The sequence below is a fragment of the Mesobacillus subterraneus genome (assembly GCF_020524355.2).
GTDB lineage: Bacteria > Bacillota > Bacilli > Bacillales > Cytobacillaceae > Mesobacillus > Mesobacillus subterraneus_C.
The window spans coordinates 2,072,934-2,098,928 of record NZ_CP129019.1; the positions used below are offsets into that span (position 1 = coordinate 2,072,934).

At 38.8% G+C, this 25,995-nt stretch carries 29 protein-coding genes; 5 read left to right on the forward strand and 24 right to left on the reverse strand.

Going from position 1 to position 25,995, the window contains the following annotated elements; translation table 11 throughout:
- Positions 1-387: 387 nt before the first annotated feature.
- From LC048_RS10695 to LC048_RS10705, 3 genes are all read right to left on the reverse strand, one after another.
- Positions 388-1,203: a lipid II flippase Amj family protein gene (locus LC048_RS10695; RefSeq protein ID WP_226601066.1), complete on the reverse strand. Its 816-nt coding sequence runs from the start codon at positions 1,201-1,203 to the stop codon at positions 388-390.
- 134 nt (positions 1,204-1,337) lie between these two features.
- On the reverse strand, positions 1,338-1,778 hold the full coding sequence (locus LC048_RS10700; protein WP_226601067.1) for a MarR family winged helix-turn-helix transcriptional regulator: 441 nt from the start codon (positions 1,776-1,778) through the stop codon (positions 1,338-1,340).
- Positions 1,779-1,799: 21 nt separating this feature from the next.
- Positions 1,800-2,276 carry a glutathione peroxidase gene (locus LC048_RS10705; protein WP_226601068.1) on the reverse strand — a complete coding sequence of 159 codons (477 nt, stop codon included), beginning with the start codon at positions 2,274-2,276 and terminating at the stop codon, positions 1,800-1,802.
- Between the two features lie 364 nt (positions 2,277-2,640).
- Here LC048_RS10705 and LC048_RS10710 point away from each other — a divergent pair, with 364 nt between their 5' ends.
- On the forward strand, positions 2,641-3,237 hold the full coding sequence (locus LC048_RS10710; protein WP_226601069.1) for a Crp/Fnr family transcriptional regulator: 597 nt from the start codon (positions 2,641-2,643) through the stop codon (positions 3,235-3,237).
- A gap of 2 nt (positions 3,238-3,239) precedes the next feature.
- Here LC048_RS10710 and LC048_RS10715 read toward each other — a convergent pair whose 3' ends face one another.
- Positions 3,240-3,932 carry a DUF4386 domain-containing protein gene (locus tag LC048_RS10715; RefSeq protein ID WP_306050217.1) on the reverse strand — a complete coding sequence of 231 codons (693 nt, stop codon included), beginning with the start codon at positions 3,930-3,932 and terminating at the stop codon, positions 3,240-3,242.
- A gap of 427 nt (positions 3,933-4,359) precedes the next feature.
- On the reverse strand, positions 4,360-5,604 hold the full coding sequence (gene ftsZ, locus LC048_RS10720) for a cell division protein FtsZ (protein ID WP_226601071.1): 1,245 nt from the start codon (positions 5,602-5,604) through the stop codon (positions 4,360-4,362).
- A gap of 388 nt (positions 5,605-5,992) precedes the next feature.
- Here ftsZ and LC048_RS10725 point away from each other — a divergent pair, with 388 nt between their 5' ends.
- On the forward strand, positions 5,993-6,649 hold the full coding sequence (locus LC048_RS10725; protein WP_226601072.1) for a potassium channel family protein: 657 nt from the start codon (positions 5,993-5,995) through the stop codon (positions 6,647-6,649).
- 304 nt (positions 6,650-6,953) lie between these two features.
- On the opposite strand, the gene LC048_RS10730 is transcribed toward LC048_RS10725, so the two are convergent.
- From LC048_RS10730 to LC048_RS10745, 4 genes are all read right to left on the reverse strand, one after another.
- The gene (locus LC048_RS10730; protein ID WP_226601073.1) at positions 6,954-8,219 is read right to left on the reverse strand and encodes a hypothetical protein; all 1,266 of its coding nucleotides are present in this window, start codon (positions 8,217-8,219) and stop codon (positions 6,954-6,956) included.
- Positions 8,220-8,393: 174 nt separating this feature from the next.
- The gene (locus LC048_RS10735; protein WP_226601074.1) at positions 8,394-9,791 is read right to left on the reverse strand and encodes an aminopeptidase P N-terminal domain-containing protein; all 1,398 of its coding nucleotides are present in this window, start codon (positions 9,789-9,791) and stop codon (positions 8,394-8,396) included.
- 1,310 nt (positions 9,792-11,101) lie between these two features.
- Entirely contained in the window at positions 11,102-12,301 is a 1,200-nt protein-coding gene (locus tag LC048_RS10740) for a DUF2812 domain-containing protein (RefSeq protein WP_226601075.1), read from the reverse strand.
- On the reverse strand, positions 12,294-12,614 hold the full coding sequence (locus LC048_RS10745; RefSeq protein WP_226601076.1) for a PadR family transcriptional regulator: 321 nt from the start codon (positions 12,612-12,614) through the stop codon (positions 12,294-12,296). Before LC048_RS10745 ends, LC048_RS10740 begins: the two co-directional genes overlap by 8 nt.
- Before the next feature lie 354 nt (positions 12,615-12,968).
- On the opposite strand from LC048_RS10745, the gene LC048_RS10750 reads away from it, so the two are divergent.
- On the forward strand, positions 12,969-13,766 hold the full coding sequence (locus tag LC048_RS10750) for a hypothetical protein (protein WP_226601077.1): 798 nt from the start codon (positions 12,969-12,971) through the stop codon (positions 13,764-13,766).
- On the opposite strand, the gene LC048_RS10755 is transcribed toward LC048_RS10750, so the two are convergent.
- On the reverse strand, positions 13,752-14,336 hold the full coding sequence (locus LC048_RS10755; RefSeq protein ID WP_226601484.1) for a nucleotidyltransferase family protein: 585 nt from the start codon (positions 14,334-14,336) through the stop codon (positions 13,752-13,754). The genes LC048_RS10750 and LC048_RS10755 overlap by 15 nt on opposite strands.
- 136 nt (positions 14,337-14,472) lie before the next feature.
- Positions 14,473-15,066 (reverse strand): TetR/AcrR family transcriptional regulator, encoded by a 594-nt coding sequence (locus LC048_RS10760; RefSeq protein WP_226601078.1) that lies wholly within the window; start codon positions 15,064-15,066, stop codon positions 14,473-14,475.
- Positions 15,067-15,294: 228 nt separating this feature from the next.
- On the opposite strand from LC048_RS10760, the gene LC048_RS10765 reads away from it, so the two are divergent.
- Complete coding sequence (locus LC048_RS10765) at positions 15,295-16,050, forward strand: hypothetical protein (RefSeq protein ID WP_306050221.1); 756 nt, start codon at positions 15,295-15,297, stop codon at positions 16,048-16,050.
- A gap of 70 nt (positions 16,051-16,120) precedes the next feature.
- Entirely contained in the window at positions 16,121-17,065 is a 945-nt protein-coding gene (locus LC048_RS10770; protein WP_226601080.1) for a DUF5692 family protein, read from the forward strand.
- A gap of 123 nt (positions 17,066-17,188) precedes the next feature.
- Here LC048_RS10770 and LC048_RS10775 read toward each other — a convergent pair whose 3' ends face one another.
- The 13 genes from LC048_RS10775 to LC048_RS10835 all read right to left on the reverse strand — a co-directional run bounded on the left by LC048_RS10775 (position 17,189) and on the right by LC048_RS10835 (position 25,792).
- Positions 17,189-17,368, reverse strand: coding sequence for a hypothetical protein (locus LC048_RS10775; protein ID WP_226601081.1), 180 nt, complete (start codon positions 17,366-17,368; stop codon positions 17,189-17,191).
- A 15-nt stretch (positions 17,369-17,383) separates the two neighbouring features.
- Entirely contained in the window at positions 17,384-17,629 is a 246-nt protein-coding gene (locus LC048_RS10780) for a hypothetical protein (protein WP_226601082.1), read from the reverse strand.
- A gap of 325 nt (positions 17,630-17,954) precedes the next feature.
- On the reverse strand, positions 17,955-18,554 hold the full coding sequence (locus LC048_RS10785) for a tetratricopeptide repeat protein (protein WP_226601083.1): 600 nt from the start codon (positions 18,552-18,554) through the stop codon (positions 17,955-17,957).
- Positions 18,555-18,675: 121 nt separating this feature from the next.
- Positions 18,676-19,095 (reverse strand): DUF3888 domain-containing protein, encoded by a 420-nt coding sequence (locus LC048_RS10790; RefSeq protein ID WP_226601485.1) that lies wholly within the window; start codon positions 19,093-19,095, stop codon positions 18,676-18,678.
- Between the two features lie 371 nt (positions 19,096-19,466).
- On the reverse strand, positions 19,467-19,610 hold the full coding sequence (locus tag LC048_RS10795; RefSeq protein WP_226601084.1) for a hypothetical protein: 144 nt from the start codon (positions 19,608-19,610) through the stop codon (positions 19,467-19,469).
- A 208-nt stretch (positions 19,611-19,818) separates the two neighbouring features.
- A complete protein-coding gene (locus LC048_RS10800; RefSeq protein WP_226601085.1) occupies positions 19,819-20,157 on the reverse strand; it encodes a hypothetical protein in 339 nt (112 codons plus the stop codon).
- A 125-nt stretch (positions 20,158-20,282) separates the two neighbouring features.
- Positions 20,283-20,663, reverse strand: coding sequence for a hypothetical protein (locus tag LC048_RS10805; protein WP_226601086.1), 381 nt, complete (start codon positions 20,661-20,663; stop codon positions 20,283-20,285).
- A gap of 509 nt (positions 20,664-21,172) precedes the next feature.
- The gene (locus tag LC048_RS10810; protein ID WP_306050224.1) at positions 21,173-21,637 is read right to left on the reverse strand and encodes a hypothetical protein; all 465 of its coding nucleotides are present in this window, start codon (positions 21,635-21,637) and stop codon (positions 21,173-21,175) included.
- A gap of 2 nt (positions 21,638-21,639) precedes the next feature.
- Positions 21,640-21,846, reverse strand: coding sequence for a helix-turn-helix transcriptional regulator (locus LC048_RS10815; protein ID WP_226601088.1), 207 nt, complete (start codon positions 21,844-21,846; stop codon positions 21,640-21,642).
- A gap of 972 nt (positions 21,847-22,818) precedes the next feature.
- On the reverse strand, positions 22,819-24,276 hold the full coding sequence (locus tag LC048_RS10820; RefSeq protein ID WP_371932027.1) for an NADP-dependent isocitrate dehydrogenase: 1,458 nt from the start codon (positions 24,274-24,276) through the stop codon (positions 22,819-22,821).
- Positions 24,277-24,292: 16 nt separating this feature from the next.
- On the reverse strand, positions 24,293-24,424 hold the full coding sequence (locus LC048_RS10825) for a hypothetical protein (RefSeq protein ID WP_264188232.1): 132 nt from the start codon (positions 24,422-24,424) through the stop codon (positions 24,293-24,295).
- A gap of 22 nt (positions 24,425-24,446) precedes the next feature.
- The gene (locus tag LC048_RS10830) at positions 24,447-25,319 is read right to left on the reverse strand and encodes a DUF6671 family protein (RefSeq protein WP_226601089.1); all 873 of its coding nucleotides are present in this window, start codon (positions 25,317-25,319) and stop codon (positions 24,447-24,449) included.
- Positions 25,313-25,792 (reverse strand): carbonic anhydrase, encoded by a 480-nt coding sequence (locus LC048_RS10835; RefSeq protein WP_226601090.1) that lies wholly within the window; start codon positions 25,790-25,792, stop codon positions 25,313-25,315. Before LC048_RS10835 ends, LC048_RS10830 begins: the two co-directional genes overlap by 7 nt.
- Between the last annotated feature and the right edge of the window lie 203 nt (positions 25,793-25,995).

Sequence of the window (25,995 nt, forward strand, 5' to 3'; positions counted from 1 at the left end):
TCCGAACCTACCCCTACTTGGGACAAATTTAGCTGCTGAAACCCTAATAATGTCTGAACTTACCCCTACCTCGGACAAACTCAGTTACTGAAACCTTAATTATGTCCGAACTTACCACTACTTCGGACAAACTCAGCTGTTGAAACCCTAATTATGTCCGAACCTGACCCTACTTCGGACAAATCCAGCTGCTGAAACCCTAATTATGTCCGAACCTACCCCTATTTCGTACAAATTCAGCTGCTGAAATCCTAATTATGTCCGAACTTACTCCTACTTCAGACAAATTCAGCAGCAAAAGCCCTTATAATGTCCGAACCAAACACTACTTCGGACAACTTTAGCCCCAGTAACCCAAATCCTGTCCTAACCTCAGGCAGCTCATCCCTAAACAATAAACTTGGTAAACCAGGCGATATACTTTGCACCCCAGATGAACAGTGCTTGTGCTAAAATCGTGCCGAATAATCTGGAAGTGACCATCATGATAGATAGGCTTTTCAGTTTATTGTAACTTCCTCTTTGATTGACTACATCGTCTGCCATGACGGAGAGCTTGGGATCGATGAAAATAACCAATAGGATTGTTGCAATTCCATTAATTAAGCCTGAAGCCATTGTAGCGGTAATCTCTCGCTCTGGTGCGAGCAAGGCTGCATAAAGCGCAGACAAAACCCCAATTGTGTATATAGCCGTGATGAACATATTCACAAAGAATAGTCTTATCGGTATATCCTTAACATTTGTATCCCTTAAGTATGTAAATTTAGGTAGAGTTAAATGTGTTAAGCCTCGCCTGATGTATTTGATTGAAAATATTCTTTTCATTAAGGTTGGAACAGAGCCTTTTTCCTCTGACAGTAAAATAATCGCTCTCGAAAATAATGCGATGAAACTGGGCAGCAAAAGGATTCCAAATATTGTCCCTACGGTAGAGGCTCCAATAAGAATTCGATATTGAGCTTCTACAAACTCCAAAGTATTCTCTTTCGGCGCATTATCAATAAGGCTTCCTGTAAAGGGCTGCTGCATCATATTAGCCAGTCTTGAAACAATGACCATGATGTTAAAAAGAGATAAAGCTGATGCTATCATTTTAACTCTAGCACCTGATAGTCTAACTGCATAAGCAAGAGTTTCAATTGAATGGATGATGAAAATAAATAAGGTCAAGAAAATTAGGTTTAGAGTTATCAGTTCCAAATCAACACCACTCCCCGTCTAAAATCACCTAATTTTACCATATTTACTTTTTGAAACATAGATTGATTTTTTCAAAAAGCCATGTGAGGACCTTAGAACAAAAGAAAGCACAGGGTACGTCCCCTGCACTTATCTCATAATCGGTTATATTCTTTTAACTTCCCTCGCAGCACTCTCAACTGTTTCATTAACTGCGCGTATTCTTCATATTCAATATTGCACAGCTTTAATTCAGTTGCGATTTTTTCCACGATGGCTTCTTTTTGTTCTATTGCTTTTGGAAGAAGGCTAATGCAGACTTTCCTTTCATCCGCAGTAGAACGCTCCCTCTTCAGCCATTCATTAGCTTCCATTCTCTTGATCATCGGTGTTAAGGTCCCAGTGCCAAGGTTCAGCCTTTCGCCAAGCTCTTTTGCAGAAAGGTCGTCCTGTTCCCACAAGGCCAGCAGCACCAAATATTGCGGATAGGTCAACCCGAAGCGATCGAGTGCTTTTGTATACAGTTTGTTAAACTGGCTCCCTGCATCATACACAGCAAAACACAGCTGATTTTCCAGAGTTAAAAAATCATCCAAGTGAATCATCCTTCACATGCTTTATATTAAGTTTTCAATATCCTTCTCAATTTTACTAGGTTCAGTCGTCGGTGCATAGCGCTTGACCACCTGACCATTTCCATCCACCAGAAATTTAGTGAAATTCCACTTTATATCCTTCGTAAGGATTCCGCCTTTTTGTTCTTTCAAAAAGACAAATAGAGGATCTGCTTGTTCGCCGTTCACATCAATCTTCCCAAAGATAGGAAAGTAAACTCCATAGTTCATCTGGCAAAACTGCGTGGTTTCGTCAATATCATTGAACTCTTGGTCGTTGAACTGGCCACAAGGGAAACCGAGAATTTCTAAGCCCTTCCCCTGGTATTGGTTATATAATTCCTGAAGTCCCTCAAATTGAGGAGTTAACCCGCATTTACTTGCAGTATTGACAATCAGCAAAGGCTTGCCCTCAAAATCTCTCAAAGATTGTTCCTGACCATTTGTCTTTTTCACCGTAAAATCGTAAACAGTTTTCATTTAACTTCCTCCTCAGTTTCAATTATATCGTGTGCGATTTAATCGTATCAGATTTTATTTCGACTTTCAAATTTGAATGGCGAATTACTTACGTCAAAAAAGACAAACAGTTTCCAATCAACAAGGACTATTGTGAAGAAAACAACTCCATCACACCTAAAAAAATCTTAAACATCAAAAAAGCCAATCCTAAAGTGAATTGGCTCGATCGTCTCATCGACAGTTGGAATTTAGACAATAGGGATCATCTCACTCAAATGATCCTTTACCGAAGGGTAAAACAAAACAAGATTGCTGTTCCTATCCGTGTTCATGTTGCTATACTTATATTATCTACACAATACTTGATAAGGAGGTAAATAACATGAAAGATGTCCTCATCCAATATATGAAACGTTTTTCTGACCTCAATGAAGCCAAATTAAAAGAACTGACAACCGATGTTCCTGTTGCAACTTTTAAGAAAGGAACTATCCTGCTGCATCAAGGAGAAGTTCCTGACAAATGCTATTTTGTCCTAAAAGGCTGTGTACGTCAGTATGCTGTTGATGAAAATGGAAATGAGAATACTTACAATTTTTTTACGGAAGAACAAAGTGTAACGATTTTTAATCAACATACTCCGGATAAAACTTCACCATACTCTCTTGGCTGTTTGGAAGACTGTACGCTTGTTGTAGGCGATTTAGCTGCTGAGCAGGAAATATACGACATGCATCCGGTATTAGAGGCTATGACTCGCAAGATGATTGAAGAAGATATCGGTGCTATGAGGGATGATTTCTCCTCCTTTATTTCGTCAACTCCAGAAGAGCGATATCATGCTTTGATGATAAAAAGACCAGATTTAATTGACCGAGTTCCACAGTACCAACTAGCAAGCTACCTTGGAATAAAACCAGAATCCCTTAGTCGTATTAAGAAGCGCTCAGAAACAAATCACCTCAGAATTGTTGACTAGTATTAGTCATTAGTCAATTTTCTCCCTTTTACTAATAACCAGATACCAAAACCTAATTCACCCATAAACATCGGAGCAATAAGAATCATTTCCAATATTCCTGTAAAACCTTCAAGATGGGGAATAAACCCATACATGAAATGAATGATGAAGTAGCTGAAGCCTGCTAAGATTACTAGAATGCTAAGGACTTTGGGGATCTTATTTGTATTCATTGCTGCCAAGCCGACTACGATAAGATGTATCCCAAAAATGATTAATCCCACAGACCATATTGCTTCAAAAGCTGTGATGGACCTCATAACTTCTTGTGCCAATGCTTCACCTGTAACTGATTCTTGAAGGGTACTATTAGCTATAATGAGATGTGATACCGCAATTGCCAAAATTGCTGTGTAAAGCAAACGAAGCCAACCTGCCAATAATGCGTATTCGCGATGAAAAGGCTTCAAAAACACGTAAAAGCCCCATGAAACAATTAAATCCGCAATGAGAATGATTAGCCATCCAAGGATCTCAAGTCTGAACAGAGATTGCGATCCTTGGATGTTTTCTAATGTGGTTACTGCGTCTCCATTAACAACTAACGAACTGTGTACATATCCCTGAGAAAAAAAGTCCGCCAGCGTCATAATGAGCAAAGCCATACCTGATATGAATGCTGCTTTTCGTTGCATATTATTATTTGTTGCCATAAAGAACCTCCTCGAAAATTGATCTCACTAAAATTGTATTCTGTCTAAGGAAGATTCTCATTGACTTAAGTCAAGAAAATGACGGTTAGCAAAGATTTTAGCCATGTTTTCTAGCTGGCCTCATACAAAGTACCTGATACTATGCAAAAACGAAATCTTCTTCAACTCTAATCCCTTAATTTTTTTAAAAAAATCGCATTATACCTCCTTTGTAATGACGATTATAAAATGTTTAACAAATCACGAAGACCAAATCACCTCAAAAGCAATTTGGTCCGCAATAATGAATAAGATTTTCCATACAATAAATATTGCTGATTAACAATTCAAATTAACGCTGATTGATAGGTATCAAAAACTGTTAGGATTAACGCTGATTTAATACCTATTCAAAAAGGCCAAATCGCAAATGATTTGGCCTTTTGTATTAACGCCTTCTGCTTCGCTTCCGCAAGAACGCTGGAATATCAAGCGAGTCGTCTTGTTGCTGGGTACCCCGTTCGTAATTCTCAGGTTCATCGTGGGAAGATGACTGGTTGTAGTTTCCGGATTGTCTGTAGCTGCCGGACTTGTTAATATTTTGGGCTCGTCCGTAATCCGCCGATTCTGCATAGGCAGCAGACTCCCGCTTTTTCGGCTGAGACTGGTATTGCTCACGGGAATTGACAATCATGTCTTCAGGTCGGCGAGATGTGTTCGACAGCGGAGCTTCCTCTTCATCAGGATCGAAGCCAGTCGCAATCACGGTCACCATGATTTCTTTATCCAGATTTTCATTGATGACTGATCCAAAAATCATGTTAAGCTGGTCATCTGTTGCAGCTGCCACAATGTCGGCCGCTTCCTGCACTTCATACAAGCTGAGGTTCATGCCGCCTGTGATGTTCATTAAAACTCCTTTTGCGCCGTTGATGCTTGTTTCAAGCAATGGAGACGAGATGGCCTTTTTGGCAGCTTCGACAGCACGGTTATCTCCTGAAGATACACCGATGCCCATAAGCGCCGTTCCTTTGTTGGACATGATCGTTTTCACGTCAGCAAAGTCGAGGTTAATCATGCCGGGCACAGCGATCAAGTCGGAAATGCCTTGGACACCCTGCCTGAGGACATTGTCCGCCTCACGGAAGGCTTCAATCATCGGTGTTTTCTTATCGACGATTTCCAGCAATCTCTCGTTAGGAATGATGATTAAGGTATTAACGGCTTTCTTCATCTCTTCAATTCCATCTGCCGCATTTTGTGCCCGCTTGCGGCCTTCAAAAGTGAACGGACGAGTCACCACTCCAATAGTAAGTGCACCAAGTTCACGTGCGATATGGGCGATTTCCGGCGCAGCACCGGTCCCGGTTCCGCCACCCATTCCGGCCGTAACGAACACCATGTCCGCACCTTGCAGGGCATCCCTGATCTGCTGCCTGCTTTCCTCGACAGCCTTTCTGCCAATTTCAGGTTTGGCACCAGCTCCCAGACCCCTCGTCAGCGAACCGCCAATTTGCATCGTGACTTCCGCTTTTGACATGTTAAGAGCCTGCGCATCTGTATTCACCGCAATGAACTCCACACCTTGCACGCCATCCTCAATCATCCGGTTCACAGCATTATTTCCTCCGCCGCCAACCCCAATTACTTTTATAGTAGCAAATTGATCGATATTGGTTTCAAACTCTAGCATTTACAGTCCCCCTATATATCTTCAGATCTTGCCCCCTATTTTTCTCTATACCTATAAAATTCGACACCGGCTTGGAAATCCTGTCTTTTTTATTGATTTGTTATGGAACTGTAATTTTAGAGTAAAAAAGTGTCATTCTCCTAAGCATGTTCCTGATTATTGATACATTCTCCACTTCAAAAGTCATTGATGGAAACATATTTTGGTTATTTTTGGAGACAATAATTCATTATGGGAATTATCGTTTTCTACAGAAGACTCCCTCATCATTCGTGAGAAAATCTTATAGCTAAGCGATAAAGGAATAGGCAAATTAGGAGTTTATTACATGAAGTTAAAGACGTTCCCTGTCATAGAAATTCTATACGGAATCAGGAGGATATATATAATGAGAAAGTTATTTGCTGTGTTAGGTCTTGGACGTTTTGGCGGAAGCCTTGTTAAAGAATTTCATCATCTTGGTTTAGAGGTGTTGGCAGTGGATGTGGACGCGGAAAGAGTTAACCGGTATAGACAATTTGCAACGGATGCAGTTGTTGCCAATGCCATAAGCGAAAATAGTCTAAAAGAATTGGGCTTGAAAAATGTAGACCTTGCCATTGTATCCTTCGGCGGTAATATTGAGTCTAGTATCCTCACAACATTACTGCTAAAGGATTTGGGTGTTAAGCAAGTATGGGTGAAAGCATTAAGTGATAATCATCAAAAGGTATTAGAAAAAATTGGAGCCGATCTCGTCATCCACCCTGAAAGGGAAATGGCAAAGAGAATCGCCCACCATGCTAGTTCAGATAAAATTATTGATTTTATCGAGCTCTCCAAGACCCACAGCATTGCAGAAATAATCTCTACAAAAAAGGTAACAGACAAAACATTAAATGAGCTGAATATCAGGGCCAATTACGGATGTAACATCATCGGAATCCAGCGAGGAGAAGAATTTATTGTTTCCCCTTCAGTTGAAGAAGTCATCTGCCCTAATGATATACTCATCGTTTTAGGTCATAACAATCAAATTCACGCATTCGAAGAAAAAGGGGTTTAATTTAGAATAGTTATGACTCAAGCAAGAAAACCAACTTTCAATATTAATCTCGGAATGAAAGGAGTCGGGGCTCTTTTCGAGGAAACTTCTGAATACAGCAACAAAGATTTTCATTACATAAAAAGGAATATTGTGACGATAAATCCTGATGTACGAAGATTATCGTCACATTAAAGGAAATAATGTGCAGATGAATCCGGATTGCTTTTATACCCGTAAAAACTAGGTGTCGTTTTTTACTTTTGATTGAGAAAGCAACAAAGTTTACGAAAAGAGCCAAGATAAAAGACTCAAATACTTTATATTACAACTCGCTTAAATTAACAACATCCCCATTAGAGGCGATTACAGCATACTGACTGTCCAATTTTCCACATAAAACATATTTTTCTTGCTCGAAATCATACACATAATATGGTGACAGCTCAATCAAGTTTTTTAGTTTGTCATACGATTCCTCTTTAGTAACCTTAACAAGATCCGCAGCTTGAAAGTCTTTATAAATCTCTAATAAAGACTTATTATCCATATAATTTAATACCTCATAAGTTTGCGGGTCAATGAAGAGCAAAAGCTTACGGTGAAATACCCGCTCCTCCTGTTCCTTTACTTTTAAAACGGCATGGATGTAACCCTTCTCTCTATGCAGCGATTTCAGTATCCAGTTTCCTGAATCCTCCGGGAACTCTCCACTCAATAAAAGTTTTATCGACTCCAAACACATCTTGCTTTCTGATTCGGTGATTGGCTTTAAGTCTGGATGTGGCTCTTTAGAAAACGCTTGTTCAGGAGCCATATTCTCAACCAAGGATAATTCTTTCCGTTGAAATGACTTCTGACTGCTGTTTTCCCATTCCATCACTTCGTCTATTGGCAATCGAGACTTTGCATCGACAATAAATTCAAAATTTAATGTCCCAGAAAGGTCATTCTTAATATAAATCTCTTCCATCGCATAAGCAGGGACCAGCTTCTTCTTTTCCATACTAGGAAATTCAGCCAACTTCAATTGTTCTTTGGCCATTCCCTCTATTAGATTAATGGAAAGTTTATATTTTTCTTGTATTACCAGCGACTCGTCAGGAAACTGACCGCAAACAAAAAGTTGTGTCAGCTTGCCAGCGTCATCGAATTTTACCTCAATAGAACCAGATGGAGAAACAGCAACCCCATTAATGCACTCTTTAAAATGAATCTTTCCTTCTTCTTCTTTCCAAAAATGAAATTGCTGCTGATATTTCAGGCCTGTTTCCTTTTCAATCCACTTGATGATCTCATCCCTGTCATTGAAGCTAAACTTCTTGTTCGCATAAGATCTTCCACCAGTAAAAATGACTGTAAAGACCTCCTTTGAATGGATATCCATTTCAATATAAGCTGTTCCCTCTGGATTAAAGTCTTCATCTTGCCAATCTTTTTCATGATCAGGGAACCATTCCATATCAAGGGTATAAACTGTCTCATTGAAAATAGTTGTATTACTGCGAATTTGATATGTATGTAAGAAATATTTCTTCAAACCATACTTGTCTCTAATAAAATCCACTAAATCTTTCATTCTTTTATCCATGTAATTCTCCTTAAACTTTAAAAATGAGGCTTCCCAAGTTTCTTTATCACTGTAAAAACTTCCATTCAACAACAAGTAAAATATCTAGGTAAAAGTTTTTTGCTCTTCCTCTAAATCTCTCTTGGACTAGCAAGAAAAATGAAGCGCCAGAAAGATTCCAGCGCTTCTGCGAGTTTATTTTTTCTTCATGAATTCCTCGATTTCATCTACCGTCTTAATGATTTCTTTTGACAATACAATGTGTCCTTCTTCGGTCACAAGAACGTTATCTTCAATTCGTATTCCAATCTTTTCTTCGGGGATATATAATCCTGGCTCGATTGCAAACACCATGCCTGGTTCTAGCGTAGTATTGTAACCTGAGACATCATGTACATCTAGACCAATTGGGTGAAATAGTCCATGAGCAAAATAGTTACTCAACTCTGAAGCATCATTGATTAAACCTATCTTAATCAATTCCTCTGATAAAATATTGTTCGCTGTCTCAAACAGTACCCCTAGATCTGTACCTGGTTTCATTTGATTGATGACTTCTTCTTGAGCTTTCAAAACAATATTGTAAAGTTCTTTTTGACGATCACTGAATGTACCGTCTGCAGGGAATGTCCTCGTGATATCTGCAGAATAGTAGCCCACTTCTGCACCTACATCCGTCAAGATCAGGCCATCCTCAGGCGCGGCGTCATCATTTTCCATATAATGAGCTTCAATTGCATTTTCTCCGGAAGCAATAATGGAGTCAAAACTTGTTCGGTCCGTTCCTGCCTTTGAAATGGCATTAAAGAAGGTATCTTCCAATACACTTTCTTCAATCCCATTTTTAGAAATTTTCATCATCGAATCAATTCCTTCTTTGGTCACAGCGATGGAACTTTTGATGATTTCAATTTCTTGACCTGTTTTAATCGATCTCATTTCTCCGAGCACCGGAAAAATGTTCTTAATTTCTAAATTTTGTGCTTTTGCCTGACTTTCTGCCTTTTTCTGCTCTTCTGTACTAACACTTTCCATCAGCATCGGGTCTCCAGCATCAACATAGAGGATTTTACTGCCCTCCAATGCGGTATCAAAGACTTCCTGAAACTTTTCTATTTCTTGTACTTCCTCTATTTTTGAAACCTTTGTTACCTTTTCTGATTTTGCAGGGACGAATATCTTCTCTTCCGCAGTGGACCCGTCTTTCTTAATCATTAGAACAGACTCACTATCTTTTATACCAGTAAGATAGTAAAAATTCCGGGCTGCACCAAGCTTCTCTTTATCCGTCATATCATTATTTTTCACTTCTGTTCCATAGATTCTTTCAGAAAACAATACTAGTATTGACCCATCTTCCATTTTTTCAATTAAATTGGATCTGTTTTTTTGGAAGAAATCTTCCGGCAGCGAAACTGCAATGCTCTTATTATCATCTTTTGGATCTTCAGTTACTTCAGTTGGTTTTGCCTCACCGTTCTCGGGTTTGCTAACAGAACCAGCTTGCTCTTTAGTTTCTTCTCCCACACAGCCGCCTAGTAATAGCATGGAAGCCAATATTGGCAGTCTAAATATTTTTCTTTTTAAAATCATGAAACAACCTCAGTTCTTTTGTATTTTTCACTTGAAAAAAATTATAATTATTCTGAATTCAAACCATCTTTTACTTCAACTCAAAGACAGAATGTAATGCCTCTGCTAACAATGATCTCTCTAAAACCAAAAGCTATAAACGATGAAAATAGTAAAACACAAAGGATGGATAACCTCATCATAACTTCCCTTTTCTTTTTTTAATGGATTTAAGAAAAGATCATGTTTACTAGGATTAACCCTAAGAATGAAGTACCATATAAAGCCCGTACAATACGCCTATTATCATTTGGTACTTCTTTGTTCATTATGATTTTAACCATTTTATATGTCATAAATATAAAAACCAGTAACGAAACTAATAGTAGTTCATTGATATAATTCACACCTCCTAGTCCAAGAGATATCTGACCCATTACGCTTATCATACACTCACAACTTATATACGATTAAGGCATATGAAAAGTTCTTTAATTAATAGAAGCACTACCAATTAAATCTTATGTATTTGGGAATTTGTGGATATGGGTCATCGCGATCGGATTAATATGTTCAAGGTTAGCTTTCTGGTATAGTACAAAAACCTTTTGGAGGAAGGCTTCAGCAGCTATTTTAATCTTTCTTCCTGTTTGCTATCTGATTTTTATTGTTTTTTATTTATGATAGGATTAAAGGGATCTGGATTTTGAGGGACTACTTCTGAAACTATTCCAAAGTATTTTCTCAAAAAAGTCCATTCCCAGTTTGTGTAATTTTACCTTAATATTATAATATCATTACCTTTTCTAGAATTAAATACCAGTCGATTTATGATTGAGCAAACTTATGATCAAGAATTAACGTTTTATATTACATAAGCTGTCAAGAATGCGTAGTTATTCTGACAGCTTTTGAGGATATAGAGTCAAAGCTGTCAAGAATCCGTGGTTATTTTCTCAGCTTTTCAGGATCTGAAGTCAAAGCTGTCAAGATTCCGTAAAACGATTACCATTGGCACCATTCGTCTAAACTCTATTACTCAACCAAATTAATATTGATGAGAAGGTATTATCGGTAGAAAGTAAATAAAAATGACAATTGCACATTCGGCTCTTCTCAAATTTGTTATGCCGTGCTGCTTATACTTGAACCTTTAGGTCTGAACATAATAAATTACATTTTTCAATATATACATTACATTTCAACAAGAGCGTTCTCCTAAATTGGTGTCTTGTTATGAAAAAAAGCATTACCATTAACGGTAATGCCTTCATAAAAAACCTAGGTGGTAACTATTACTTTTAATAACAAGCTTAATCTCTCTCCGATTCTTAATCTGGTATTATAGTAATCTTCTTAGCTACGTTTTCTATTACTAAATCAACATCAGCGTATACAAAGTATCTGACATACATGACTGCGTTCCCTTTTGATGCATAAACTTCATTCATGCTGTCTTCAACACGGACGACCAAATGGTCTAAGTCTGGGTGATTTTTCTCTTCATATTCTGCCTGGGTATGTTCATACCTGTATCTTTCTATTAAATCTGATATCAGATTATCGGCCATACTAGGAATCCTGAGTTGATAATACTGCGTAGATATCCCAGGTGAATATTCACCGCTCTTATCATCCCACAATTTCCCAGGGACAAGTCCGGTTTCATCTGCTTCATATTGAACGGGTGCTAAAGGGCTCCAATCATATGAATAACGATTTCCCCAATCCACACCATCATCCAAATAGGCAGATTCTGCGCGAACTAAATCCGGATTATTTTCAACATCCGCTAATCTGACAATTGGTAAATCCACATTTTTTTCCGGCAATGTTTTCGTGTCCATTTTCATTAGCTGAAAAAATGGAATAATGGCACTCAACCCAACTAATACGGTAAATACAAATGCGACAGTTGTATGTAATGTATGCTTTTTCTTCCAGGAAGCATGGTGGTCAATTGGTATTCCTTCGGCTAGTCTTTTACGCAAATCACGAATCGATAGTGTTGCCTGTAGTGAGTTATAGGCTGTATAAGCGAGGAAAATAGCCAAAATCGTTTGTTGAACAGCTATGCCATCCACTAAAACAAGGGTAGGTGTACCGTCAAGAAACCAGATTGAACCCAGCATACCAATCATCAAGATCATTCCAATAATCACAGCACCGCTATTAAATGCCAATTTCCTGTCCAGTTCTTTTAATGTATACGATTGCTCTGCAGGATCCGTGTGAAGCTCAGGTGCCTCAAGCTCGGCAGGTGATGAAAACACATGAAAAGAGCCATAGCTAGTGACATAAGCCCAGCCAGTCTCACTATACATCTCAATTTGATCTGCTGAAATCTTCTTACTTATGGACACTTCTATTCGATACCTCATGTTTTTTGGTTCACCTTTTTCAAACTTTGCAAAATGGATCCCCATTTTTCTCAGAAAAAGTCCCTCAGCCGCCAAATCAGCAAACCAGCTTTCATGCTCTCCGATCCTCCAAAAATCACTGGGTCTGAGTTTGTATATCGTCTTATTCATCTCCATCCCCCAAATCTAATATTGCACTATCTTTAATCAAAGCCTGCAGCCGATCGTATTCAGTACGTAGCGCTTTTTCCCCTTCTACGGTTATTTCATAGATCTTCCTTCTGCCATCGTTTTCTGCTAATGATATTAGCCCGTCCTTTTCCATCCGAGACAATACTCCGTAAAGTGTCCCCGGTCCCATATTCACTCTGCCATTAGAAACCTCCATTATGGCCTGCATCAGCTGGTATCCATGATTTGGCCTCATTAACGCAAGCAGAACGTAATACATCGCTTCCGTCATCGGTCCACCAGTATATGCCATTGCTAACACCTCTTCTACTGCTTCTTTAGATATTATGTATAACGATATATCGTATAACATAACAATACTGTAAATATTATCTCTTGTATATAAAAATAAACACAGAATATATCTAATTTTAAAAATCCCACTAAGAATAAAGCCTATAGCACCTTAGCTGATTGACTATCCCCATCAATGACAGCAAAATATGAATTTATTTCATTATTTCTTCATAAAGTAAGATGCCGTTATTCTATCGTTCCCAGTGGACCTTCCTTCAATATTTGTCACAAATCTGACACAAAAATCCGCTATCCTACATGTCCCTTTTAAATGCCCACCTGTATATAGACAGTGAAAGGGCGGTGCAAAATGATGACAATTAAATCTGGGGTCATTGATGGTTTTGAAGGGTATTCGCAGTTCGGATTGCTAGAGGAATTCAATCGTCATTTGGAAATGTGGCTGGCTGTACATAAACATGATTTTTCTAAGGGAGAGTTGGTGGGATTGAAGAGGCTTGCCCGTTTTGCGGCAAAAATCCCAGGTGTCAGCAATGCGAAAATTGGAACCGTTTTAAAGGCAATTCATGAGGAATACAACAAGCTCGGGATTTCTCGTTCTACTTTTAAAAGAATGATCATCAAAGCTAGCAATCTTGGAATCTTCACTGTGTACCAAACGGAAAGAAAGAACGGTTCACAATCCAGCAATCTATACGTTTTCAATCGTTTTCCCAAGAGTGAACCACCCAAGAAGGAAAAAATGAACCACCATAATAAAACTAATAATCTTTTTGAAACTAAAACTATAAACAGTAATAAACGTGAAGAAACAGCCAACACTATAAAATCTGAACAACATCTTTTCGTAAGCGATCGGATTCCAAAGCCATTTGTCGAGCTGGCGAAATACTTCTTCCCAGAAGCAAAGACAATCGAGGAATTCTGGAGAATGACGGTCATCGCTGCCTACAAAAACAACCAGGAGAACGAGACAGATACCATTCTGTCCGTCTCTCTGGATTCTTTCAAGCAACTGATCCGCAAAATAAAGTCAACTATACAGGTGAAAAATCCACTTGCCTACTATAGCGGCATTCTGAACAAAAAGTTTCAGGAGGTGTATTTTGCAGAGCTGTTTGAATTGGGTTTTTTAGCGGGAAGGTGATGTTATTGGATACACACTGACCATTGGCCATTTAGCTGTCCAATTCTTATTGATCAGTCGTTCATCGAAAATGACAGCACGTTCTCTCGTTTCAGTAAAAAAAGGTGTCGGCTTCACTTCCATTTGCAACACACCTTCAATGCCGCATGGAGCAGTTAGTGTCAGCTCATGCTCCTTGTCCAGATTTACGCCAAGAGCCGTAGCTGTTTCGGGGAATTTGGAGATGGCATCTTCTGAAGAAGTATAAGGTGGAATCCTGTTTACCCTATGCATCCTTGCCTGGTTTTTTACAGACCAGGGAATATCAGGCATGAGTTTCTTCAACTTGTTTTCCAGTTTCTTTTCATACTTTTCATCCATGTTAGCGCCATCAAAATAAATCACATCAACATCCGGGATCGATGTTCGCTCCTTGTAGCCATGCAGTGTGTCCCATATTTTCGATCGGACAAACCCGGCACAAATCCACCAGTCAGGCAAATCCAGGATGCTAGCTGTATGGATGATTTCCATCATTTTTTCGTCTGATTGAATTAAATTTATGACATCAGCTTTGTTCTTCAGCAAAATTAACACCCCTATCAAGCGAACGTCTATTCTTTTAAATCGCGATGTAATGAAAAATCACACTATCCTTATACATTTGTCAGCGGAATCCTAAGCAATAACTTTTTGTTCAAAAAAACAAAGGGATTTACCCCAGCTTCTACTTGCTTTCGTTTAAAATCCGGATGAACTGTGGCAGCCCTTTTTCTAATAAAAGTTCAAAAATTTCGATCATGTCTTCTTCGCTGGCTTCATTTACTTCAAGAAGGTTCTGCAGGATGACGCCGTCTACTGCACCTAATAACCAGGATGAGAGTGCTTTATTTAAAGGATTCTCTTTAAGACCATACAAATGGATGAGAATTTCCTCAATACGCCCATTCCATTCGTTGTATTTTTGTGTGAATTTATGCTGCAGTTCTTTATTTCCTAATAATATTTCATGAGCAAAATGGTATTGAAGTCGATTTTCTGTGTCTTTTTTAAATCGTTCTTCCGTTTTTCGGCTAATTTCCTTAATCACTATGTCCATTGCTAAATCTTGATTCAGCATACCCTTTGCAATTCTAGTGGAATCTGAGAGACTGTCATCAAGCAGATCATAAAATATATCGTCTTTGTTTTTATAATAGTGGTAGATTGCCCCAGTACTCATACCTGCTTCTTCAGCTATAGCCCGCACTGTTGCCCGATTGGCTCCGTGCTGGCTGATGACTTTTCTGGCTGCAGCAAGTATCTTTGATTTCCCATCCACTTTAGTTGTCCCCCTCTCCTCTATACTTTTAGAATACCATAGCCCAGCGGTAAAGAAAATTTTCAATTGTGATACTTTTCACATTGACTGTTTAGGGAATAAGTCCTATACTGAAAACATAACGGACGTTCGGTTTGTTATAAATTTGAATTAAGGGTGAGAAAAATGAATATTTGACCACATGTTTTGTCAATGCCAATCTATATGGCGCTGCTTTTAGGAATTATTGTGTTCTTTCGTAAGCACTACAAACTTGCAGCATATTTTTGGCTTGCCTCCCTGTTGACGATTCCTTTATGGTTGATGGGAAATGTAGACGGCTGGTTTCGCTGGGCAAAAATATTAAGCGTTATCATTCCTACGATCATTGTTGGATTCTCACGGATTGCTGTTTATGAAGATAAACAAGGGCCGATTTGGGAAATCCTAAAAAGTAAAAACTTCTTATGGTTCTTTTACGCCATTCTTTTCTTGAATATTGCTGAAGCTACGATTAAAGATGTATCGCTAGGTAACTACTTTAATGCAGCTTGCGGCTTCCTCCTATGTGTAACCATACCTTTCGCTCCAAAATTTTGGAAAATCACAACTGAGTCCTATGGTGATTTAGTAGCCTATACAACAGGGTCGTGGAACTTCTTGTACACTTCCTGGAATGCTTGTTTTGTTTATGCAGAATCTCCAACGTATTTTGCCAGCTCTGTTTGTATCCTGTTAGCCGCAGAACTTTACCCTGTCATCAAGAAGCGACCTGAATTATACATCACAGCCCGTATATACACATTGGCTGCCCATTTGTTGTTAAGAGCTTGCTTTGATATCTTCCCACAAGTCATGGACTCCTCATCCTGGTTCAACCCTGAAGTATTAAAATTCTGGGGAATGATTAACTTTATCCTGATTGTCCCTTATGTTTTCTGGCACATGTGGCAGCTGCACAATGACCAGGCAAAATACAGCTTCAAGCGACTAAAATCAGCTTGAACCATAATGATTCTGTTCTACTAATAGCTATAGTATGCTCACTATTGAGCAATTTAAGGAGGCAAATGTGATGGGCTTGTTATATGAATCTACTGGATTTATAGGCTGGGGAATTTGGGTATTTGTTCTTTTTGGCTTAATGGCATTTAATGAATTTAGTCGTACCACCAAATGGGGTGGGATCTTCCTTTTCCTCATTGTTCCTGTCGTGCTGACTATCTTCGTTTGGCCGACAACCGCAGCCCCTGGAAATGAATACGGCACTGGAACTTGGTTTAACTGGGTTAAGACATATTCCGCACTTGCCGGTTGTCTTGGCTTCATGATCATCCGCTATTATCCAGCGCTTACAAAAAAGAAATGGGTACTATGGTTTCCACCTGGAATTCTTGCACTAAACATTTTGGAGGCATGTATTCGGGATTTTCAAGTATACACTTATGGAGCCTGGAACGGAGCCTATATTGATCATTTATGGGTTATGTCTGGTCCATGGAATATCATGAATGGAATCGCTGGTTTGCTGAACATTATCGCCATCTGCGGATGGGCGGGGATCTATATCTCCAAAGATAAGTCTAAGGATATGATTTGGCCTGATATGATCTGGCCTTGGATTATTGCTTATGATTTATGGAATTTTGCTTATACGTACAACTGCATGTCCGACCATTCATTTTACAGCGGCCTGGCGTTATTGCTTGCTTGTACCATCCCAACCTTCTTCATCAAGAAAGGAGCATGGCTGCAGCACCGGGCCCATACATTGGCATTGTGGATCATGTTTATCATGACAATTCCTTCTTTTGCCGATAGAATCGCACCTGTGCCAACTACCCATAATCCAACGGCATTCTTCATCGTAAGCTTAGTATCCTTGATTGCCAATATCGCTTTAGTAGTTTATCAGTTTTACAGAATACGAAAACATAGACTCAACCCACTTAAGGATGAAATCTATACTGAAACCCATTCATACCAACAAGTACTCGAAGATAATCGAATTGCTGTATAGACTAGCAAGGAGAAGGATAGGAATCGATCCCTGTGCTTCTCCTTTTGCTTTTAAGGAAAAAAGAAAACGAAAAACTTACTTAATTTTCTCAACTACATTTCCGATTAGTATATCGATACCTGCCTATCCATGATAACGAACATACATGACACCGTCGCCATTAGCAGCAAATACCTCATTCATATCTTTTTCGGTATGTACAAACAACAGATCCAAACCTGGGTGTTTCATTTCAACATATTTATCCGGACTATCTTCATATTGATATCGTTGTATTAAATCCCAAACTAGTTGATCTGCCATGGCAGAAGTTCTCAATTAATAATATTCTGTATGAATGGCAGGGGAGTATGCACCGCTCAGTTCATTCCATAATTCCCCTGGGATCACCCCCATTTCATCTGTTTCATATTGAACGGGTGCCAACGGACTCCATTCAGAAGTTAGTCGATTTCCCCACTCCACATTGTCACTCATATATTCAGGTTCCGGTCGAATCAGAGTTTGGTCACCCTCACCATCTGCCAGCCTGATAACATGGAAGTCCACGGTTCCTTCTGGCAAGGTCTTCGTCTCCATTTTTGCAAGCTGGATGAATGGATGATGGCACTCACCCCCACCACCATCGTAAAAAGAAAAGCAACAGACGTATGAATAACGGGTTTACTTGTGAGGTGCAAAACGGCAAATCACAGACAAAATCACATATTAATTCGCACCCATTCCACCACACTATTCACAATACAAAAAGGCTAAGCCTTTTTTCATATTATCTTATTGTGCTAAACCAGCACCCGTATGTTTAAGTGCATTTGTTCACAAAGTTAGCTTCATTATAGGATGCTGCCCCGTTAGAATTAGAATTATTTCATTAAGGCTTCAATTTCCCTTACAGCAATTTGGTCGTTTGCTTCCCTAAATGCCGTAATTGCCCTTTCAAAACATTCTGTTGCATATGTGTTGATCCATTAGCTTTGTATACTTCCCCAAGACCTCTATAAGAACAACCAAGGCACACTTTATCATCACATAGTTGAGCATATTTCAAGGACTTATTCATTAATTTTTCTGCTGTTTTCAATTCATAATTTAGTAAATGGATATAAGCTCGCTCATAAAAATTAGCAGATAGTTTAAGGTAGTTATCCAAACCGTAATCACTTAACAATCTAAGTTCTTCATCAAGATGGTGTAGTGCTTTTTCATAATTCTTAGCCATTCTTTCTACCATACCCATTTGATGAATTGCAATTGCTTCTTCCTCGACATTCTTTGCCAAATTCTTTAGTTCCTTGTAAATATCCCTTGCGTCTGCAAATTTGTTGAGATGTGATTTCACATATCCCATTCCGTGTAAAACCTGATTATATTCACCTGAATTTTTATCTATTTCACTTAGGCAATCATCATAAATTTTTTCAGCTTTTAGATACTCGCCTTTATCGAACAAATCAAAAGCAGAGGAAATTTTATATTCTATTCCACTCAATATATTTTCACTTCCTCATATGGAGCAATTTCCTTTTCGCTATTTGCACCATTAGTTTCATTAGAAATTCAATAAAAAGGTGCGTAAATCCTGCTCGATTACGCACCGTTTTCTAAGCTATTCAAGTATATGTTCTCAAGTGTTTAAATCCCATTAGATCACCATTGGTGTTTATCACAACTTCATCTTCTCCATATCCATTATGAGCACCATAATAAGGATAGACTTTTAAGGTTATCTCATACAATCCACCAATACCATATAACTGCTTTATCTTGAGGATTTCTGTCTCCCAAGAAGCCCAGGTAAGATCTTTCGGTGCATCTATGTCATTCTTGTAAATTTTTTCAATTGCTTTATCTACTGGCTTCCTATTGCTACTTATAAGTGCCATTTTTACCGTTTCGCATAATTCAGTGTCAGCTTCAATTATGGTTTCTGCATTAAACACATTATTACTGCTAAATAAAAATAGTAATAATAAAAACACTGTCTTTTTCAAACTAATCACCTCATTCTCAGTCTTCCCAAAGAGGCCCATTTCTTCCAATAACCTGCTTCCGATAGTTCAATAAGAACTACAACAAAAAGTGCATTATTCCTCAGAATTAATGCACAAGTTAATTATACAGTGTCGTTCTCACCTTTAATAAAATGGACTTGATGATTTCCAAATGAAAATTAAAATTAAACCATAAAAAGAGAGATTAATATAATAATAATTCCAGCTAAGGAGAGAACATCCTGCCCTGCAATGGTCTGTTTTTAGAAATCTCTTCTTTGTGTTCTTTCTCGTAACTTTTGTGAATCTTGTTGTGGAGATGTTCGTCACCCGGAATTTCTGGGGATTGAACCCCCCATTATCCCTCTCCCTCCAAAGAAAACTATTTTGTGTAAGGGTAAAGCTGCAATTCAAATTAATAAACCTAATATTAGTCCCCACATTCCAATAATGCTTGTGTCAAACTCACCATTAAAAAGATAAGTGGCAAGCACTAGTAAGGCATAGCTGCCAACAACAATAAAGAAGCTGATTTTGAATTTTTCCAACATCATTTACCACCTCTTTATTAATACGAATACCCTTTGTAAAAGATTCCATTTGCATTCAATTAACCTGCTTCTTTAGTGCAATAAAAAATAATTCCACCAAAAAAGCGCAGGAATGCTGCCCCGTATGTTTAATAAGTAAATCAACAAAAGTAACGTTAATCCTCGATCGACACACTTGTTTCTTTATGTTATTAATTCACTAACTACATTATTAAATAACTATTATTGCTATTAAAACCGCAAAACCTCCAACGACGATTATTACTCCAACAAAATCATTAAGTTTCAGTTTATCTAAAAATCCATTACGGTTTAGCAGAGCCACTATTAAATAAATTAAAATGATACTTACAATCGGTTCAACCGTTTCTTTTAAAAAGTAATCATACTCCACAAACTTGAAGTCAACTCGTATTAAAATCCCTAACATTACAAGTACGAGTAAAATTTTTAAGGCATTATAGTTTCCTATAGAAATTCCCTTATTATTAAGTATGGCTATAACAAAAATTATAATTAAAATTGCAAAGACCATTTCTAAAAAAAACATTCCCTTCACCTCCACATTCAATGACATCTTTTCTTAAGCTATCCTGCCCCGTTTGTTCAATAATAAAATCAACAAAAAGGCATCTACCCTTCTAGGATTCACTAAACACTTTACCTTAAGAAGACTTATTGAACTTCAATAACGAAAGCATAACTTGAATCTCCTTTTTCCCACCTTGCATGGACATCGTAAATATAAACACCTTTTTCATTTGGGACTACCAATACATTATTATTTAACGAAACATCTTCAACTTCGTTATTATTAAGCCATCTAGTAACTCCCAATGTGTTTTCTTCAGGTTCTTTTTTATATTCGATTTTTACTTCAGATTCAGGCGATATAATCACAGGATTAATCTCATGATGTTCAATTAACATTGGAGGAGAAATAGTATCAGCACAAGTAGCATTAAATAACCCATCCCAACAATACGAACCTCGTGCAACTTCTAGTTTCTTACCATCAACAGTGATAATTGGTGAAGGTGGATTAGACTTTAACACGATAACAAAATATATCCCTATTAAGGTCTTCGATAGTCTTATTACAATTTCAACTTAAATATCCAAACACCTTCACAATTACTATAAAATCCACTTACTAAATCACTACAAAATCACATACTCTAATAATTATTTCCGTCCATGTGAAATGACTTGTGAATGGTTAAATTACAAAAATACATTGATATAACACGAAAAATCGCACGGTGAATTTCAAAGTGAAAATCCGTGCGATTTGCTTTGTGTTTTACTTGTTTGCACCTCTGAAGTAAACCCGTTAACGTATGAATCCGACGGTGTTTTTTCCAAGGGGCATGGAAGCTATCATCCAAATCATCCAAATCATCCAAATCAAACCAATAATCACCCCAACCGCATACCATGCCAGCCTTTTATCCAGTTCCCTTAATGTGTAGGACTGCTCGGCAGGATCGGTATGAAGATATTATGCATTCAGCTCAGCTGCTGAGGAAAAAAGAGAGTCTATAAAGAACGGAAATATAAGATGCTTAGTAATGCTTTTTCCACGAAAGGAAATATGCAATAGATTGGACAACCGGCAAGAGCATAATAATAATAACTGGATAATAGGGAATCGTTTCCGAGATCAAAGGATAAATAAGCATCAACGAAGTAAGGATGGGAAAAGCATACCACATCGTAACGTATGAAGCTCTGCATGCTTTAGCTGTAATTTCTTGTTCTCTCTCGTCCCCTTCTTCAAACTCAGGCGGCAAAAAGAATGCTTTCGCAAACGATTTGTTCTTCTTTTTACTTTTCCTAAACAAAATGGCTGTTAAAATACCACCTACTACTAATGCTGCAAAAACTGGTGTTGCATTGAATGTCACGGTCCAGGGCGGCTCGGGATTTTTTAAAACTTCAGCAAAATCCATTTGTGCATAGTAAAAGGCAACCATGGACCATCCGAACAAAACGATAATCCCCATTGACATTAAAAACTTTTGATTCATAATTATTTTTCCTCCTCCATAAAAAAGATCTCTTCAATTGGCAATTCGAACGTTTGGGCAATTTTCATTGCCAGTAACAAGGATGGTATATAGCTCCCCTTCTCCAAAGCAACGATTGTCTGTCTTGTCACATCAACCCTCTCAGCCAAATCATTTTGCGTATAACGATGCTTTGCCCTCAATTCCTTCACACGATTTGCTAGTCCCATCGACCTTAACCACCACACCTTCACAACTTTAATGTATAGTTCTCTTTACATTTTGTAAAGTCTACTATACATTCATGTTTAAAAAAATGCCACCTATACTTCCAACTACTTTATCTCAAGTAAATTGTATAACGTACTTTACAATTTGTAAAGTCAACTTTACAAACGATTGCAATCTTATTGTCCGACTGCTGCTTGATACTAAATATTTTCAAATAAAAAGCCGGATTAGTATTTACCGTTGATTTGGTACAATTATATTAGGGCCATAGTATTTCATCCTAATTCTTTATTCATCTAACCACCTCATTGTTCAATAAGCTGTTCGAGGTTATTCAAGAATACTTTTTTTCTCGCCTGGACCGCCCAGCCCTAAAAATAGCGGGATTTCGGTGAAACGGATGAGGGAATAAGCGGCGAGTAAATAAATTAGCGGAGAAAGTTCCCTTAATTTCGAAAAAGCTCTAAAAATAGCTCAAATAGCCGGAGATATTCCGACTATCGCCTTAAAAAACAGGCAAATGGACAATTTTGCACCATTTAATCGGAAATTCTCCGCTTATTTCCACCCAAACGAGCGATATAATGCAGCCTAACCGGAGAATCTCCGGTTATTTTAAATCTTGTTGGTACTCAAATGTCTCTATGTCCTAGGCAAATGCTTCAACCTCTTTATTCTTCTGCATATCTGCTCCTGCTAAAATCGGCTCTTATATTGAACTTCTTATCCAACTCCCTTAGTTTTATACTGTGTACTCACCAATGCTCTCTTACCTCAATGACTTAAAGTGTCTGAAACTAGGCAAGTTAATCGCTTTGATACTTTGTTGCAACACCCTTAAAGAGATGCGTCCATCCTTTATTCTAAAGTGATAGCGGCTGACATTATTGCGAATATTAACAATGAATACTATTACAGCTAATAAAAAAAGGACAAACCCATGTAGAGTTCATCCTCTGTCTATCAATATATCATCCATGTACACTAGAAAACCCTTGTTCTCCATCAAAGAAGTAGAGATTTTCTGTCTTGATGCAATCAAATCCTGCTTCTGTCAGTTTTTTATAAAGTTCTGCTACGTGCATCCGTTCGAATCTGTCTCCGTCCTCACCTAGGAAGCGGCAGCGCCAGTGATCGGTGCAGAAGGTTTCAGAAAAGCCTTCTGGGTATACCTTTACGCCTCTATTTGTAATGACTTTTAACGAAAGGTTTTCAATAGAGAATTGTTCCAGTTGCTTTCCCAACTCATCAGGTGAACTTCCTTCCCATTGGAGAAAAATGTCTACTCCTGCTAACTCCTTCTTTTGTGACACTTGAATTTGCGGCGTTGTCTTAAAAGGAGCAGACCTTGTATAAGTAACGGCTGGAAGGGTGTCAGGCAAAAGCCCTAGCCGTGATATGACAGCCTGCGAAAACTCCTTAGTGCCGACTTTTTCCCTGCTGACTCCCTCACGAAAGATATCATAAGTATGAATTCCTTCTTCTAATGTTTTTAACCAGGCATTATGGACCCTAGAAGCTGCTTCTGGCTGGCCAATGTGCTGAAGCATCATCACCGAACCGAGAAGAAGACCTGAAGGATTCGCCAGGTTTTGGCCGGCACGTCGTGGAGCAGATCCATGGATTGCCTCAAACATCGCACATTCTTCCCCTATATTGGCCGAACCTGCCAATCCGACAGACCCAGATATTTGTGCTGCCACATCCGATAAAATATCTCCATACAAGTTCGGCATCACTACCACATCAAACAACTCCGGCTGATCTGCCAGCTTTGCTGCTCCGATGTCCACAATCCATGTTTCTTTCTCGAGTTCAGGATACTCCTCGCCAACTTGGTTAAAGACTTGGCTGAATAAGCCATCCGTCAGCTTCATGATGTTGTCCTTTACGAAGCAGGTCACCTTTTTACGGCCGTGGCTTCTCGCATACTCAAAAGCATACCGAATGATTTTCTCTGTGCCTGGACGAGACACCAATTTGAGGCATTGATACACCTGGCTCGTTTGACGATGCTCGATTCCTGCATACAGATCTTCTTCATTTTCCCTAATAATGACTACATTCATGTTAGGATGTTTCGTTTGTACAAATGGCGCATAGGAATAGACAGGTCTGACATTGGAGAACAGTCCGAGTGCTTTTCTTGTGGTAACATTCAAGCTTTTGTATCCCCCGCCTTGTGGCGTCGTGATAGGTGCTTTCAGGAAGACTTTCGTTCTTCTTAATGACTCCCAGGCACTTGCTTCTATTCCAGTCGCTGCTCCTCGCCGGTAGACTTTCTCGCCAATTTCAATCACCTCAATATCCAGCTGCGCACCTGCTGCATCGAGAATGTTCAAAGTCGCTTCCATAATCTCCGGGCCAATGCCGTCCCCATATGCAACTGTTATTGGCTGCTTGTTTGTCACTTCTTTTTTCATTTCCATCTTCTTAACCCCCTATTTATTCATTAATTTCAATAAATCCTGTGCCATTGCAATATGGACAGACCTCACTGCTCGAGGTGGATATCTCTAGTTCTGTTCCTGAATGCTCCATCAATTCACCATGTCCCTCACAGACGTAACAATTCATGACTCATCTCTCCCTTCATCGTTTAAGGATTGCAATATGGACATTGACTTTGTGAAACTTTCTGCTTCCCATCACTTCTTGGAACAATCTCTTTTTTTGGACAACTCGGGCAGCCAAATACTTCATTTGCAACCCAATTAGTTCTCAATCCGCAGCCTTCACATGGCAGGCCGCGAATGACATCCACGACACCCCAGCCAGGACACGCACATTTAGGGCAAAGTGAAGCCAAACGCTGTGCCATCTTCTCTGCAACCTCTCCAATGACCCTCATCCGAGTCGGATTTCTATTAGCTCTCATATCGGTGGCTACTTGGACCATTCCATCTTCAGAAACTGCCGCGCAGGAGGATAAAGCTTCTTTACACTCTTCAACGTCGTTCACCCCCTTAAAAATGATTCCTTTATCTTGATGTTTATTAGGTTTAAGGATTAGTGCATGGGAAGGGAATCTTACTTTTGATAAAAAAAACTCTAGGTTTGTGTCCCAACGCTTCACCGTGATGGAGTCAAAATTGGTTTCTGTGCTAAATACTTGCTCTACTACTTCAATCCCTCGTTCCTGATCAATCCACAAAAGGATTTCATGATCCTCAGATAGCAGTGGAAAATGCACCGCAGGACCGAAGCTCCCCTCATTGCCAATGCCCAAAGGTGAGCCCAGCAATTCCATTCCCATTTTTACTTTCTGTCGGACAGTTTCAATAGGTGTCCCTTTCCTCTCAATCTCCCCTGAAAAGGTTCCCAGTTCATCGGTGTTTATGTCTGGCGGCACTTGTAAGCTCAGCTGCAGAGTCTTTTCAAAACAGGGTGCAATCACGCTTTCTTTTCCGTGCATCGTTGCCAATGCGCCTTTTTTATTAAAATAGGGATGCTGGCTTCGGTCCTTTAACATATCAGGATTTCCTTGCCTGAATCGTTGACCAAAAAACCAGAGACTCTAATCTGGGATGGAAGCAGGGGATGTGAACGAATTAAAGATGCTGTTTGCTTCACATCTTCTTCAGCACTTTTCTTCCTAGCTAACCATTCGCTTAACTCACCTGCGCTCATTCCTAAGCAGCCTGTTTTAAAAAGATAATTTAGCGTACTGACATGATTTTGGTTGCGTTCAGAAAGAAAGCCCACTTCATCTTCCATGTCATAAGTAATCCCCTGATAACCTACTACATAAATTTGTTCTATTTTCATTTGTGCAGCAGCCAATATGAGGGTTCTCATTAAACTGTCGAATGGATGAGCAACATAGGGTCCGGAGCATTTTATGAAAAGCAAATCATCTAAAGAGTGTCCTGTTTTTTGCTCCACCCATTTCCCTGCTTGATTTTCCATCCCTGTTAAAAACAAGACCTTTTGAAAATCCTCCATATAAAAAACCTCCCGTTATAAATAAGAAAAGCGCATGCGCCTTGATCAGCCACGACAAGTGCTGGAGTGTCTAGTGAAGTCGCTCTTTGACATCCTAAGGGGATCGCAGCAACTCGAATAGCTAGACACTTATCTAAGTTAAAAAAATATAAACTTTCTCATTCAATAAAAAAACCGGTTATTCACACGCCGATTTGAGCCAA